The organism is Brachybacterium sp. NPDC056505, from assembly GCF_042794925.1.
GTDB classification, from domain to species: Bacteria; Actinomycetota; Actinomycetes; order Actinomycetales; family Dermabacteraceae; genus Brachybacterium; species Brachybacterium kimchii.
The window spans coordinates 100,662-114,322 of the sequence record NZ_JBHTSV010000003.1 but is presented as its reverse complement, the minus strand read 5'-3'; the positions used below and the strand labels follow the sequence as shown (position 1 = coordinate 114,322).

Here is a 13,661-nt window from a genome sequence, read left to right as displayed (position 1 = left end):
GCCGTTCTCCCACCGCCCGTGGGCCCGTTCCTCTTCCAGCCCGGCCCCACCTCGACCCCGTACTCTGAGGGCATGGGCCGCCGCCGCGGCCTCCCCGACACGAAAGGCCCCCTGGTGATCTCTCGCCGCTCCCTGCTCAGCTCCGCCCTCGCGGCATCCGCCGCGATCGGCCTCGCCGCCTGCTCCGACGACCAGGACGGCTCGGGCTCCTCGGACGGCGGCGGCGCGTCCGACAGCGCGACGCCCGCGCTCGACGGCGTCACCGTCAGCAAGGACCTGAAGAAGGCGCCGAAGGTCGAGTTCAAGACCCCGCTCAGCATCGACCAGCCGGACGCCCGCACGATCGTCGCCGGCAAGGGCGCGCAGATCGCCGAGGGCGACACGATCATCTGGCGCCCCCTCTACGTGGACGCGAGCAGCGGCAAGACCAAGCAGTCCTGGTGGGAGGACGGCCCCGCCGGCAGCGTCACCGTCTCCACCGACCAGATCGGCGAGAAGGCCGCGGACTTCCTGGTCACGGCCACCGTGGGCTCTCGCGTCGCCCTTGCCGGCTGGCAGCAGGACGCGAGCGGCTCGATGGTCTCGCTCATCCAGGTGGCCGACATCGACCGCGTGGTCTCCCCGCTGCGCGCGAAGGGCAAGGAGCAGAAGCCCTCGGGCGACCTGCCCGCCGTGAAGCTCGGCAAGGACGGCGCCCCGTCCCTCGAGGGCAAACCCGAGGGGGATCCGCCGTCGAAGACCACCCGCGAGGTGCTCATCGAGGGCGAGGGCGACAAGACCCGGAAGGGCGACCACCTGGTGATGCAGTACACCGGATGGACCTGGGACGACGGCAAGCAGTTCGACTCCTCGTGGGAGCGGAAGGTGCCGTTCGGCTTCACCCAGGGCCAGGGCGACGTCATCACCGGCTGGGACGAGCACCTCACCGGACTGCCCATCGGCAGCCAGGTGATGCTCGTGATCCCGCCGAAGGACGCGTACGGGACCGACGAGAAGTCCGGCGGCGAGCTCGCCGGCAAGACCCTCGTGTTCGTCATCGACGTCCTCGACGCGGCCCCCACGCAGAAGAACTCCTGAGCCCGCGCGCCACCGCGCGCAGCTCTCCCGACGCCCCCGGGCGCATCCCCATCCCGCCGTTCCCACCGACCAGGAGGACACCATGGACCGCAGCAAGCCCGAGATCGAGTTCCCCGGCACCGAGGCGCCCACAGAGCTGGTGATCGTCGACGAGATCGAGGGCGAGGGCCCCGAGGCGAAGGCCGGCGACGTCGTGGACGTGCACTACGTGGGCGTCTCCCACGGGACCGGTGACGAGTTCGACGCCTCCTGGAACCGCGGCGAGCCGCTGCGCTTCCAGCTGGGCGTGGGCCAGGTCATCAGCGGCTGGGACCAGGGCGTGCAGGGGATGCGCGTGGGCGGCCGTCGCCGGCTCGAGATCCCGTCCTCGCTCGCCTACGGCGACCGCGGCGCGCCGCCCGTGATCGCGCCGGGGGAGGCGCTGATCTTCGTGTGCGACCTGGTGGCCGTCCACTCGCGCTGACGCCCTCGTGACCCGTGATGCGCAGGAGGGTCTGTTCGAGGCGCCTGCCCCTGCCGCCGATCCCGCCCCTGCGCCGTCCTCGCGACCGCGCACCACGGCGGGGTTCGCGGTCGCCGGCCACGATCCCGTCGCCTCCGTGCGGCTGATCGGCGTGCTGCCCCATCTGGACCGTCCCTTCGACTACGCGGTGCCGGCGACCCTGGACGCGGCGGGCCCCGGCATGCGTGTGAAGGTCCGTTTCTCGGGGCGGGAGCACGACGGCATCGTGCTCGCACGCAGTGCTCGGGCGAGCACGGACCGCCCGCTCGCGCCCCTGGCCCGCCTCGTCTCCGAGGACGTGGTGATCTCCCCGGACATGCTGCGCGTGTGCGAGGAGGTCGCCGAGAGGTGCGCGGGGAGCGTCGGGGACGTGCTCCGGCTCGCGATCCCGCCGCGCCACGCCCGTGCGGAGAAGGCCGATCGCGCGGCGGAGGAGAAGGAGAGCACGGAGGCGAGCGCGTCCCCGGAGGATCCCGTCCCCGCCGAGGAGCCCGACGCGGGGGAGGAGGAAGCGTCGGCCGCTCCCGCCGACGACCTCCTCACCGCCTATGCGGGACTCCCCGCGCTGGTCTCCCGCGCCGGCGCCCCGCAGGGCCCCGTGCCCCGCGCCGCCGTCGTCCTGGAGCCCGCCCACTCCTGGGACGATCTGACCGCCCAGGCGATCGAGTCGCTCCCGGACGGAGCCGGGTCCCTCGTGATCGCGCCCGATCAGCGCGATGTGCAGCGCCTGCATCGCTGTCTCGAGTCGCACGGGATCGCCCATGAGGTGCTCACGAGCGCCGACGGGCCCGAGAAGCGCTACCGCGCCTTCCGCCGGATCCTGCGCGGCGCCTCGCGGGTGGTGATCGGCAACCGTTCGGCCGCCTTCGCCCCCGTCGCGGACCTCGCCCTGGCGATCTGCCTCGATCCGGCCGACGACCTCCTCGTCGAGCCCCGCGCGCCGTACCCGCACCTGCGCACGATCCTGCAGTCCCGCTCCGCCCAGGAGCACTGCGCCCTGCTGCTGGTCAGCCGATCCCTGGACCCGCAGACCCTGTTCCTCGCCGAGACCGGCTACCTGCACCTGCTGCCGCCCGTGCCCGCGCCGCTCACGGCGGTGCGCCCGCACATCGAGGCCATGGACGAGTACCTGCGCGAAAGGGAGGGTCCCAGCGGCCGCTCCCGCATGCCCCAGCAGGCCATGCGCGTGCTGCGCGAGGGGATGGCCCGCGGTCCCGTGCTCGTGCAGGTGCCGCGCTCCGGCTACGTCCCCGCGGTCGCCTGCACCTTCTGCGGCACCCGCTGCCGCTGCCCCCAGTGCGCCGCGCCGCTCGTGCTGCGCGGGCGCGGCGGCGGCCTCCAGTGCACCGTGTGCGGGCGCCGCGAGGACGCCTACCGCTGCCCGGAGTGCTCGCGCACGCAGGTGAGGGCCCTCGTCATCGGCTCCGCCCGCACCGCCGAGGAGCTGCGGCGCGCCTTCCCCGACGCCCCCTTCCGGGTCGCCGGCGGGGCCCAGGGCCCGGTCCCCGACGACGACGTGCCCGACGGGGCGATCGTCGTCGCGACCCCGGGCGCCGAGCCCGCGCCGCCCGGAGGGTTCGCGGCCGCCCTGCTGCTCGATGCCGACGCGATGCTCGCCCGCGCCGCCTACGACGCCGACATCGAGGCCGTGCGCCGCTGGTCGAACGCGATCGCCCTCGTGCGGCCCCAGGCCGAGAGAGGGCGCGTGCTGATCGTCGGCACCTCGACCCTCCCCGCGATCCGCGATCTCGTCGCCCACCGCTCGAGCGTCTTCCTCGACCGGGTCATGGAGGACCGCCGCGCCCTGGATCTCCCCCCGGTCTCGAAGGTCTCCGAGGTCGTCGGCGACCGGCCCGCCGTGCGCTCCTTCCTGGCCCAGACCGCCCTGCCTGACGGCACGGACGTCTTCGGGCCCGTCGACGTCCCCGAGGAGGACGACCGCATCCGCTCGCGCGCGGTGCTGCGCCTCGCCGTCGAGCGCTCGCGCGAGCTCGCCGACGCCCTCCGCGCCGGCATCGCGGCCCGCAGCGCGCACAAGGACCCGGGCTCCCTGCGCGTGCGCCTCGATCCGCCCGACGTGTTCTGACCCCCCGCCCGTAGAATGGCTGATCATGCGCATCCTCTTCGCCGGCACCCCTGAGGTCGCCGTCCCCTCGCTCCGCGCGCTGCTCGACTCGCCCCACGAGGTCGTCGCCGTGCTCACCCGTCCCGACGCCCCCTCGGGCCGCGGCCGGACCCTGCGACCGAGCCCCGTCCGCGTCCTCGCCGAGGAGACGAGGGTCCCCGTCCTCTCCCCGGACTCGCTGCGCGGGGAGGACGTCCTCTCGCAGCTGCGCGACCTGGACGTCGAGGCGGCGGCCGTCGTCGCCTTCGGGAACCTGGTCCCTCCGGCCGCGCTCGCGATCCCCCCGCGCGGCTGGGTGAACCTGCACTTCTCGCTGCTCCCCGCCTGGCGTGGAGCGGCCCCCGCCCAGCGCGCGGTGCTCGCCGGGCAGGAGAGCACCGGCATGACCACCTTCCTGCTCGAGAAGGGCATGGACACCGGGCCCGTGCTCGCGACCCGGGACGTCGCCATCGACCCCTTCGAGACCGCCGGATCCCTCCTGGACCGGATGGCGGTCGACGGCGCTCCGCTCCTGGTCGAGACCCTCGACGCCCTCGCCGACGGCACCGCCCGCCCGGTCCAGCAGAGCGAGGAGGGCGCGACCCGCGCCGCCAAGCTCACGCCCGCCGAGGCCGAGCTCGACCTCAGCCTTCCCGCCCCCGAGGTCTCCGCCCGCATCCGCGGCATGAGCCCGCACCCCGGAGCGTGGACCACCTGGGAGGGCGAGCGGATGAAGGTGCTGGGCGTCGAGCCCGTGCGCACCGAGGCCCCGCCCCTGGCGCCCGGCCGGCTGCACGCCACGCGCCGGCAGCTGCTGATCGGCACCGGCAGCGAGCCCCTCGCCCTCGCCCAGCTCGCCCCCGCCGGGCGTCGCGCCATGCGCGCGGCGGACTGGGCCCGCGGCGCGGGCCTCGCCGAGGGCGCCGCCTTCGGCGCCGCAGACCATTCCGCTGACGATCCAGCCGAGCGTCCCGCCGACGAGCAGGAGAGCACCCGATGAACCCGCACCAGGACCAGGGACGGGGCCGGCCCGACAACCGGGACCGGCGTGACCACGGCGATCGCCGGGACGACCGGCGCGACGGCCACCACGGCGCCGGCCGCGACGCCAAGGGCCGCGAGCGCTCCGGGTCCCGCGGGCGGGGAGGCCCCCGCCGCGGCTGGTCCCAGGAGCGCCCGTCCGAGCGCCGCCGCAGCACCACGAGCTCCCGCACCGTCGCCTACGACGCTCTGCGCGCGGTCCATGAGGACGACGCCTACGCGAATCTCACCCTCCCGCACCAGCTGCGCCGCGCCCGCCTGCACGGTCGCGACGCCGCGTTCACGACCGAGCTGTTCTACGGCACCCTGCGCGCCCAGGGCCGCCTGGACGCGATCCTCGCGCTGTGCATCGACCGTTCCCTCGACGACGTCGAGGAGGCGGTGCGCGACGTGCTGCGGCTCGGCGCGTACCAGCTGCTGGACATGAGCGTCGCCCCGCACGCCGCGACCTCCGAGACCGTGGCCCTCGCCCGCTCCCGGGTGGGCGCGGGCGCCGCGAGCTTCGTCAACGCCGTGCTGCGCCGGGTCGGGGAGAAGGACCTGCCGACCTGGGTCGCCGAGGCCGCCCCGGACCGTGAGCAGGACGAGATCGGGCACCTGGCCGTCGCCCACTCGCACCCCGTGTGGATGGTGCGCGCCCTCTCCGACGCCCTGGCGGCCCACGGCCGGGACCGCTCCGAGATCGACGACCTGCTGGCCGCGCAGAACGCCGCGCCCTCGGTCTCCCTGGTCATGCGCCCCGGTCTCACCGATCCCGAGGAGCTCGCCGCCGCGGGCGCCGAGCCCGGTCGCCTCAGCGTCTTCGCCGCCTCGTGGCCCGGCGGCGACCCGGGCGGGGCCGCTCCCGTCGCCGAGGGGCGCGCCGCCGTGCAGGACGAGGGCTCCCAGCTGATGGCCCTCGCCCTCGGCCTCGGCGCCGACGACCTCGTTCAGGGGCCCGACCACCACTGGCTCGACCTCTGCTCGGGCCCGGGCGGCAAGACGGCCCTGCTCGCGGGGCTCGCCCTCGAGCGCGACGCCGATCTGCTCGCGGTCGAGCTGCAGCCCCACCGCGTCGACCTCGTGCGCCGCGCGATCGCGACGCTCGCCGAGGCGGGCGCCGAGACCGAGGTCCGCGAGGGAGATGGCACGAAGGTCGGCGCCGAGATGCCCGGTCGCTTCTCGCGCGTGCTGGCCGACGTGCCGTGCACCGGCATGGGAGCGCTGCGCCGTCGGCCGGAGTCGCGCTGGCGCCGCAGCCCCGGGGACGTCGGCTCGATGGGCCGCGTGCAGCGGGACCTGCTGGCCAGCGCCCTGGACGCGGCCGGGCCCGGGGGAGTGATCGCCTACGTGACCTGCTCCCCGCACGTCGCCGAGACCCTGCTCGTGGTCAAGGACGTGCTGCGTCGCCGCGACGACGTCGAGCAGCTCGACGCCCGCCCCGCCGTCCGCGCGGGGCTGCTCCCCGAGGCGCTCGAGGGGACGGAGCTCGGCGAGGGCCCGAGCGTGCAGCTGTGGCCGCACGTGCACGGCACCGACGCGATGTTCCTGGCACTCCTGCGCCGCCTGCCCGAGACGCCCGAGCCCGCAGACACCTCCGAGGAGAGGACGCACCCGTGACCTACTCGACCGATTCCGCCTTCATCCACCCCAGCATCCTTAACGCCGACTTCATGCGCATCGGCGAGGAGCTCGATCGCATCGCGAGCGCCGACAGCGTCCACGTCGACATCATGGACCGCCACTTCGTACCGAACATCACCTTCGGCGTGGACATGGTCTCCCAGATCGTCCGCCACGGGCCGATCCCGGTGGACGCCCACCTCATGATCGAGGACGCCGACCGCGAGGCCCCCGCCTACGCCGAGGCCGGCGCCGATTCGGTGACCTTCCACCTCGAGGCCGCGAGCGCCCCCATCCGCCTGGCCCGCGAGCTGCGTGCGAAGAACGCCCGCGCCGGGGTCGCCCTGCGCCCGGCGACGCCCGTCGAGCCGCTGCTGGACATCATCGGCGAGTTCGACATGCTCCTGCTGATGACCGTCGAGCCCGGCTTCGGCGGCCAGAGCTTCCTGGAGACCATGCTCCCGAAGATCCGCCGCGCCCGGAAGGCGATCAGCGACGCGCACCTGGAGGTCTCGATCCAGGTCGACGGGGGAGTGAACCGCGAGACCATCGAGCGCTGCGCCGAGGCGGGGGCCAACGTGTTCGTCGCCGGCTCCGCCATCTACCGCGCGCAGGACGCGGCCTCCGAGATCGACTCCCTGCGCACCCTCGCGAGCAGCCACGGCCACTGAGCGCAGGAGCCCGGCCCCGTCCCCGGGCGCTCCTGGGGAGCGACCCCGCAGCGTGAACGCGGATGTCCTCCGGGACACACCGGAACCCGCCGTGACCTGGGAACGGGCTAGAGTCTCCTCGTCACCACGGTGACGTGCTCCGGGGTCGGTGGAAATCCGAGCCGGCGGTCATAGTCCGCGACCCGTCCTGCCCGTGCAGGACGGTGGAGCCGGTGGAACTCCGGCACCGACAGTCACAGCCTGGATGAGAGGCGCACGTCCTGCATGCCGCGGCCCGGCGCATCCGGGCGCGCGCCCGCCTGCCGGACCCCGCTCCCCGCGCTCGTCGCCCCGAGCGGAAGGCAGTGGTCATGGGAGTCATCGAGTGGCTCTTCAACGCGAAGATCGAGTTCGCCGGAGGGCAGTTCCTGCTCTGGCGCGAGGTCGTGGGCAACGTGTTCGGGCTCCTCAGCGCCCTCGGCGGCATGCGCCGGAAGGTCTGGGCGTGGCCCATCGGCATCATCGGCAACCTGCTGCTGCTCACCGTGTTCCTCGGGAGCGTGTTCGGCACTCCGAACCCCGTCGACCTCCTGGGCCAGGCCGGCCGTCAGGTGATGTTCATCGTCACCAGCATCTACGGCTGGTGGCGCTGGCACTCCGCGCGCACCGGCGGGGGCACCGCCGTCGAGCCCCGATGGGCCGGATGGGGCACGCGCGCCCTGCTCGTCGTGGTCCTCGTCGGCGGCACCGCCGCGCTCACGCCGCTGTTCCGCGCGCTCGGCTCCTACGAGCCGGTCTGGGCCGACGCCTGGATCTTCATGGGCAGCCTCCTGGCGACCTTCGGCATGGCCAAGGGCTGGGTCGAGTTCTGGCTGATCTGGGTCGCGGTCGACGTGGTCGGCGTGCCCCTGCTGTTCTCCGCGGGCTACTACGCGAGCGGTCTCATGTACGTCTTCTACGGGCTGTTCACCCTCACCGGGTTCTTCGTCTGGTGGCGCGTGCGGACCCGCGAGGACCGCGCGGTGACCGTCGAGACCGCCCATCTGGATCCCACCGTCGGCCGACGTCCCCGTCCGTGACCGCGCACCCGAGGCCGCACCCCGCCGCCCCCGCTGAGATGGCGCGCCCTGGCACCGCCATCGACCGATACCCTGGTGCCGTGAAGGATTTCGAGTCGCTGCACGCCGAGCTGACCCAGAAGGCCGCCGATCGCCCCGAGGGGTCCGGCACGGTCGCCGAGCTGGACGCCGGCGTGCATGCCATCGGCAAGAAGATCGTCGAGGAGGCCGCCGAGGTCTGGATGGCCTGCGAGCACGAGTCGCACGAGGCCGCCGCCGAGGAGATCTCCCAGCTCCTCTACCACCTCCAGGTGATGATGATCGCCAAGGACATCACGCTCGAGGACGTCTACCGACATCTGTGAGGGCCCGCCCCTGCAGATCCGTCCCGCAGACCGCCCTGTCCTCCCGCCGCCCCTCCGCCGAAGGGAATCCCGTGCTCCGCATCGCCGTGCCCAACAAGGGCGCCCTGTCCGAACCCGCCGCCGCCCTGCTCTCCGAGGCGGGCTACCGCCGCCGCGGCACCGCCAAGGAACTCGTCCTGGTCGACGAGCCCAACAACGTCGAGCTGTTCTTCCTGCGCCCCCGCGACATCGCGGTCTACGTGGGATCGGGGACCGTGGACGTCGGCATCACCGGGCAGGACATGCTCGCCGACTCGCGCACCGCGGCCGAGGTGATCCTGCCCCTGGGCTTCGCGCACTCCACCTTCCGCTTCGCCGCCCAGGCGGGCGAGGAGCGCGACCTCGGCGGACTCGCGGGGGCGCGCATCGCGACCTCGTACGAGAACCTCGTCGAGGACCACCTCGCCGAGCACGGCGTGGAGGCGACGGTGGTCCACCTCGACGGCGCCGTGGAGAGCTCGATCCGCCTGGGCGTCGCCGACGTCATCGCGGACGTGGTCGAGACCGGCACCACCCTGCGCCAGGCAGGGCTCTCCGTCTTCGGCGACCCCATCATGACGAGCCAGGCCGTGCTCTTCTCCCGGCCCGGGCTCACGCTGGACGACGACGCCGCGCACACCCTCGAGGTGCTCGTGCGCCGAGTCCGCGGCGTCCTCGTCGCGCGGGAGTACGTGCTGATCGACTATGACATCCCGACCGAGAAGCTCGAGGGCGCGGTCGCGGTCACCCCGGGCTTCGAGGCGCCCACGGTGTCCGAGCTGCACCGCAGCGGATGGTCCGCCGTGCGCTCGATGGTCGCTGTCTCCGAGACCAACCAGGTCATGGACGCGCTGTACGAGGTGGGCGCCCGCGCGATCCTCGTCACCGCGATCCAGGCCTGCCGGATGTGAGCGCATGAGCATCAGCGCGCCCGACGGGCCCGAGGGCACGGTCGTCCTGCGGCCGCGGGTGACGCGCGTCGTCGCCTACGTGATCGGCTCCGTGGTGATGCTCGCCGCGATCGGCCTGTCCCTCCTCACCCACTTCGGGTTCGCGGACACCGTCGGCTTCCTCGCCTTCGGCCTGGCCGTGCTCTGGTTCTGCCACCGGGAGGGCTCCGTGCGCGCGACCGCGCACGCCGACCGGCTCGTAGTGCGGAACCTCATGGCGACGCGCGAGCTCGAGTGGGCGGAGATCATCGGCGTGGTCTTCCCGCCCGGGGACCCGTGGGCGAAGCTCGATCTGGCCGACGGCGACACGCTCTCGGTGATGGCCGTGCAGCGCACCGACGGCGAGAAGGGCATGACGGCGGCGCGCCGCCTCGCCGGCATGATCGCCGAGCGCTCGGGTGCCGAGGGCTCCGGGGGCTCCGCGAAGGGCTGATCCCCTCCGGAGGCGCTCTGCGGCGCGGACCTCGGTGAGCCTCAGCGGCCCGCGGGGTCCGCGAGCCGGGCCGCGTGGCGGCCGGCGGCGGCCGCGAAGAGGAAGGGCCACGGGTCCTCCTCCATCCCGCGTCCCATCGTCCTCAGGCCGACGGGGGAGTCGTCGAGCGCCTCGCGCAGGCCCGCCCGCGGGACGTCCACGATGCGGTGCCCGATCCCTCGCGTCAGGGCGGGCTCGACAACGCCCCTTTCCAGCTGTTGCCTCACGTACTGCGAGAAAGCGGTGTCCTCTGGATCGGTATCGCGGTCGGATTCCGCCGGGAGCACGGGCACGTCGGCCGCGGCCAGCGCGGCCCGCCCCAGCAGGGTGAGGCTGTGGTGGGAGACGCCGTGGTGGCGGGAGCGGGCGTCGGCCCCGGAGACCCGCAGCGCGGCGACGGTTCGGCCGCCCAGCACCGCGGCGGCATGGAGCCCCTCGGCGGCCTGGATCCCGGAGAAGCCCCAGTCGGTGCCGGTCCCGAGGTTCCCCGGCCCCTGCGCGACCACCACCACGTCGGCCCCGCAGACGGCCTTCGCGCCGAGCAGCGCGGTGTGCACGGTCACGGCCTCGAGGTCCCCGCCGAACGCCTGGCCGGCGCTGATGCAGGCGACGAGGTCCCCGGTCTCGCGCAGGCGCGCGACCGTGCGCGAATAGGCGGCGGGCAGCGCCGCGCCGTCGCTCATCACGTAGACGATCCGCGCCTCCGGCGCCTGGGCGCGCACACCGGCGACGACCGCGGGCAGGGCGGAGTGGAGGTCCGCGAGCACCACCGGCATGCCGTCCAGGTCGTGCGTCGTCTCGAGGGCCGCGCGGTGGGGGGACCCGGGATCGTCGAGCGCGTCGACGAGGGTCTGCATCGGGGTGTAGCGGGCCTTGACCATGTGGCCCGTCGGCTGCTGCGCCTCCGGGAGCTCCCCGGTGCGGGCGACCACGAGCGCCTGTCCGCCGGTGCCGAGTCCGCGCCGCAGCGCATTGGCGTTCAGCAGCACGTCCTCGCCCTCGGCGATCTCCCCCACGAGCTCGGGGTACGAGAGGGCCGGCACGGTGCTCGGACCGTCCGCCGACGCCTCGCCCTCGGATTCCACGGGCTCATCGGTCCGGGCGACCCGGAGCATCTGGACGCCCCGCCAGGGCGCGCTCACCTCGAGGACACGCCCTCGCTCCCACTGCAGCATGCGGCCAGCGTAGCGAGTGGGCGGATACGGTGGTGCGGTGGCTGCTCGAGGTGTGGAACGACTGCTCAACGTCATCATGACCATCGGGTCACGGTCCCGGATCGACCGTGCCCAGCTGTTCGACGTCATCCCCGACTACGCGAACGCCGAGAGCGCGGACGCGGCGGAGAAGATGTTCGAGCGGGACAAGGCCGCGATCCTCGAGCTCGGGCTGCCCCTGGTCTCGGAGCGGGACCCGTGGGACGAGTCGCGCGTGCTTTACCGGATCGCGGGCGGCGAGGGCGACGCCCTCGACGTGACGCCCGAGGAGTACACGGTGCTCCTCGCCGCGAGCCGCGCCTGGGACGACGCCGCCGCCGGGGGAGCGGCGCGCCGCGTGCGCGCGAAGCTGCTGAGCCTGGGCATCGAGGCCGATCCCGACCTCCTGCGCCGCACGCCCCGCGGCGCGCTCGAGTCGCTGCCCGTGCTCACGCCGCTGCTCGAGGCCGTCACCCAGCGCCGACGGGTCGTCTTCTCCTACCGCACCGCCGACGGGCGCCTGGCCGAGCGCACGGTGGAGCCGTGGGTCGTCGCCGTCCACGAGGGCCGCTGGTACCTGTGGGGGCACGACGCGGACCGCGATGCCCCTCGGCTGTTCCGCGCCTCCCGCATCGAGACCTATCCGCGCGTGAAGGGCCGGGCGAGCGCCGAGCGGCCCGCCCACACCTCGATCGAGGAGGCCCTGCACCGCTCCGACTCGGCGAGCGAGCAGTCCGCGGCCCGCCTGGCCGTCGAGCCCTTCAAGGCGCTCGCGCTGCGCGACCGCCTCGGCGCCCCGCTCGACGCGCCAGAGCTCGTGCTGTCCGAGGCCGCCCGCGCCCAGGTGCGGCGCCTCGTCCTCGCCGAGTCCCGCTGGATCGCGCTGCTCGAGCCCGCGCCCTGGCGCCGCGAGCTCGCAGGGATCTTCACCCAGATCGCCCGCAGCCACGAGGACGCGCCCGATCTGGCCGCCCTGGAGCGCGCGAGCGTGCGCAGCGGTCCGCGCATCCGCGTGAGCGCGAGCGGCACCGACCATCTCTCGCGGCTCATCGGCGAGGCCTCCTACGTGCTCAGCCGCGGCGAGGTCGAGCTCGAGCAGGTCGCCGAGGAGTTCGCGGTCTCCACCGAGCAGGTCATCGAGGACCTCCAGGTGCTGTTCGTGTGCGGGGACCTCGGCACCGGCTGGGAGGATCTCATCGAGGCCGAATGGGATTCGGGCCTCGTGCGCGTGCGCAACGCCGACGCCCTGCGCCGGCCCCTGCAGCTCAGCGTTCCCGAGACCACCGCCCTGCTCGCGGGCCTGGCGACCCTCGATCCCGCCGCCGGCTCCGAGGCGGCCCTCGTGGAGTCGGCCCGCCGCAAGCTCTCCGCCCACCTGGGCGAGGGAGACGAGAGCACGGGCGAGACGCCCGGCGCCCCCGTCGCCCCCGTCGCCCCCGTCGCCCCCGCCGTTCCCGCCGTTCCCGCCGGGACGCAGGATCCGTCCGTCCCCGGGGCCGACCGCCGCACCGCGGTGCTCGACGCCGTGCAGGACGCGATCGGCGCGCAGGGGCCGCTGGTCATCCGCTACTCGCCTCCTGCGGCGCCCGGCACCACGGTGCGCCGGATCCATCCGCTCGAGCTGCTCACCGTCGGCTCCCGCACCTACGTGCGAGCGGCCTGCGAGCTGGCGGGGGAGGAGCGCCGCTTCCGCCTCGACCGCATCGTGGAGATCCTCGACGAGGATGCGCCGCTCTCCCGTCCGCGGGCCGAGAGCACGGCCCGGGATCCCGCCTCCTCCGCGGTCCCCGCCACGGGCAGCGGCCGGGTCGACGGCCATGTCTGGCTGCGCGTGGAGGCCGGCGGCCTCTGGATCGCGGAGGCCTTCGAGGCCGAGGAGATCCGCGACCTCGAAGGGGGCAGCGTCTTCGCCCGGCTCGGCAGTCCCGTGCGGGCGGCCCTCGTGGACGCGGTCATCGAGGCGGCCGGAGCGGCCGAGGTGGTCTCGCCGCGCGAGGTGAGAGATGAGATCGTGACCATTTCCTGGGGCGGTGCTGAGCGTCACGCCGACGGGCAGTCGGTAGGCTGAACCCTCGAGCGTGCGCAGCGCCCTGGCGGCGTCGCCGCGGACTGCGCGTCCCCGCTCCACGGACTCCATACAGTCCCGCTGTGGGACGATACTGAGGCCGCCTCCCGCCGCGGCCCCGACGAAAGGAAAGACCATGGGTGCGATCAAGCCCTGGCACATCATCATCCTCGTCCTGGTGGTGCTGCTTCTCTTCGGTGCGGGCAAGCTCCCGAGCCTGGCGCGCAACGTGGGCAAGTCGATGCGCATCTTCAAGAGCGAGGTCGACGAGCTGCGCGGGGACGAGGCCGAGGACGAGCAGGACGAGGAGCCCCGAGATCGGCGCGACCGCTCGAGCCGCGACCGTCGGGACGAGCGGGACGCGCGCGGCTCCGCCGACGCGCGTGACGAGCGCTCCGGGCGCGACGACCGGGACCGGGCCTACGATCCGCGCGATGAGCGCGACCGCGACGCGGTGCGCGCACAGGACCGGCCCGAGGACGACTACCGTCGCGACTGAGCTCCTGCTCTCCTCGCTGTCTCCTCGCGGCTCCCGCTCCCAGCGCGAGCCCGCATGATCTGACG

At 74.1% G+C, this 13,661-nt stretch carries 13 protein-coding genes and 1 riboswitch; of the genes, 12 read left to right on the top strand and 1 reads right to left on the bottom strand.

Annotation, left to right across the window (positions count from 1 at the left end; genetic code table 11):
• The first annotated feature begins 72 nt into the window (after window positions 1–72).
• From ACFQ53_RS03435 to ACFQ53_RS03390, 10 genes are all read left to right on the top strand, one after another.
• Window positions 73–1,077 (top strand): FKBP-type peptidyl-prolyl cis-trans isomerase, encoded by a 1,005-nt coding sequence (locus tag ACFQ53_RS03435; RefSeq protein ID WP_249480160.1) that lies wholly within the window; start codon window positions 73–75, stop codon window positions 1,075–1,077.
• An 82-nt stretch (window positions 1,078–1,159) separates the two neighbouring features.
• Entirely contained in the window at window positions 1,160–1,540 is a 381-nt protein-coding gene (locus tag ACFQ53_RS03430) for an FKBP-type peptidyl-prolyl cis-trans isomerase (protein WP_249480161.1), read from the top strand.
• A gap of 7 nt (window positions 1,541–1,547) precedes the next feature.
• On the top strand, window positions 1,548–3,665 hold the full coding sequence (locus tag ACFQ53_RS03425; RefSeq protein ID WP_377855352.1) for a primosomal protein N': 2,118 nt from the start codon (window positions 1,548–1,550) through the stop codon (window positions 3,663–3,665).
• Window positions 3,666–3,690: 25 nt separating this feature from the next.
• Window positions 3,691–4,683 (top strand): methionyl-tRNA formyltransferase, encoded by a 993-nt coding sequence (gene fmt / locus ACFQ53_RS03420; protein WP_377855349.1) that lies wholly within the window; start codon window positions 3,691–3,693, stop codon window positions 4,681–4,683.
• Window positions 4,680–6,323, top strand: a complete 1,644-nt coding sequence (locus tag ACFQ53_RS03415; RefSeq protein WP_377855346.1) for an RsmB/NOP family class I SAM-dependent RNA methyltransferase — start codon at window positions 4,680–4,682, stop codon at window positions 6,321–6,323. The genes fmt and ACFQ53_RS03415 overlap by 4 nt, the downstream gene beginning before the upstream one ends.
• Window positions 6,320–6,997, top strand: coding sequence for a ribulose-phosphate 3-epimerase (gene rpe / locus ACFQ53_RS03410; protein WP_377855343.1), 678 nt, complete (start codon window positions 6,320–6,322; stop codon window positions 6,995–6,997). The genes ACFQ53_RS03415 and rpe overlap by 4 nt, the downstream gene beginning before the upstream one ends.
• 131 nt (window positions 6,998–7,128) lie before the next feature.
• Window positions 7,129–7,257, top strand: a riboswitch (FMN riboswitch).
• Between the two features lie 90 nt (window positions 7,258–7,347).
• Window positions 7,348–8,055, top strand: a complete 708-nt coding sequence (gene pnuC, locus ACFQ53_RS03405) for a nicotinamide riboside transporter PnuC (RefSeq protein WP_377855340.1) — start codon at window positions 7,348–7,350, stop codon at window positions 8,053–8,055.
• An 80-nt stretch (window positions 8,056–8,135) separates the two neighbouring features.
• Window positions 8,136–8,399 (top strand): phosphoribosyl-ATP diphosphatase, encoded by a 264-nt coding sequence (locus ACFQ53_RS03400; protein WP_152352942.1) that lies wholly within the window; start codon window positions 8,136–8,138, stop codon window positions 8,397–8,399.
• Window positions 8,400–8,470: 71 nt separating this feature from the next.
• A complete protein-coding gene (gene hisG / locus ACFQ53_RS03395; protein WP_377855335.1) occupies window positions 8,471–9,328 on the top strand; it encodes an ATP phosphoribosyltransferase in 858 nt (285 codons plus the stop codon).
• A 4-nt stretch (window positions 9,329–9,332) separates the two neighbouring features.
• Window positions 9,333–9,800: a PH domain-containing protein gene (locus ACFQ53_RS03390; protein ID WP_377855332.1), complete on the top strand. Its 468-nt coding sequence runs from the start codon at window positions 9,333–9,335 to the stop codon at window positions 9,798–9,800.
• A 41-nt stretch (window positions 9,801–9,841) separates the two neighbouring features.
• Here ACFQ53_RS03390 and ACFQ53_RS03385 read toward each other — a convergent pair whose 3' ends face one another.
• Window positions 9,842–11,014 carry a DUF3866 family protein gene (locus ACFQ53_RS03385; protein WP_377855329.1) on the bottom strand — a complete coding sequence of 391 codons (1,173 nt, stop codon included), beginning with the start codon at window positions 11,012–11,014 and terminating at the stop codon, window positions 9,842–9,844.
• 37 nt (window positions 11,015–11,051) lie between these two features.
• Between ACFQ53_RS03385 and ACFQ53_RS03380 the strand changes: the two genes are divergently transcribed.
• Together ACFQ53_RS03380 and tatA are read left to right on the top strand one after the other, a co-directional pair.
• Window positions 11,052–13,100 carry a WYL domain-containing protein gene (locus ACFQ53_RS03380; RefSeq protein WP_377855326.1) on the top strand — a complete coding sequence of 683 codons (2,049 nt, stop codon included), beginning with the start codon at window positions 11,052–11,054 and terminating at the stop codon, window positions 13,098–13,100.
• A 133-nt stretch (window positions 13,101–13,233) separates the two neighbouring features.
• Window positions 13,234–13,596 (top strand): Sec-independent protein translocase subunit TatA, encoded by a 363-nt coding sequence (gene tatA / locus ACFQ53_RS03375; protein WP_377855323.1) that lies wholly within the window; start codon window positions 13,234–13,236, stop codon window positions 13,594–13,596.
• The last annotated feature ends 65 nt before the right edge of the window (window positions 13,597–13,661 follow it).

Excerpts from the sequence above, each read along its gene's own strand:
- ACFQ53_RS03435 (WP_249480160.1), top strand. The coding sequence starts at position 73 with ATGGGCCGCCGCCGCGGCCTCCCCGACACGAAAGGCCCCCTGGTGATC.
- ACFQ53_RS03430 (WP_249480161.1), top strand. The coding sequence starts at position 1,160 with ATGGACCGCAGCAAGCCCGAGATCGAGTTCCCCGGCACCGAGGCGCCC.
- fmt (WP_377855349.1), top strand. The coding sequence starts at position 3,691 with ATGCGCATCCTCTTCGCCGGCACCCCTGAGGTCGCCGTCCCCTCGCTC.
- ACFQ53_RS03415 (WP_377855346.1), top strand. The coding sequence starts at position 4,680 with ATGAACCCGCACCAGGACCAGGGACGGGGCCGGCCCGACAACCGGGAC.
- pnuC (WP_377855340.1), top strand. The coding sequence starts at position 7,348 with ATGGGAGTCATCGAGTGGCTCTTCAACGCGAAGATCGAGTTCGCCGGA.
- ACFQ53_RS03390 (WP_377855332.1), top strand. The coding sequence starts at position 9,333 with ATGAGCATCAGCGCGCCCGACGGGCCCGAGGGCACGGTCGTCCTGCGG.
- ACFQ53_RS03385 (WP_377855329.1), bottom strand. The coding sequence starts at position 11,014 with ATGCTGCAGTGGGAGCGAGGGCGTGTCCTCGAGGTGAGCGCGCCCTGG.
- tatA (WP_377855323.1), top strand. The coding sequence starts at position 13,234 with ATGGGTGCGATCAAGCCCTGGCACATCATCATCCTCGTCCTGGTGGTG.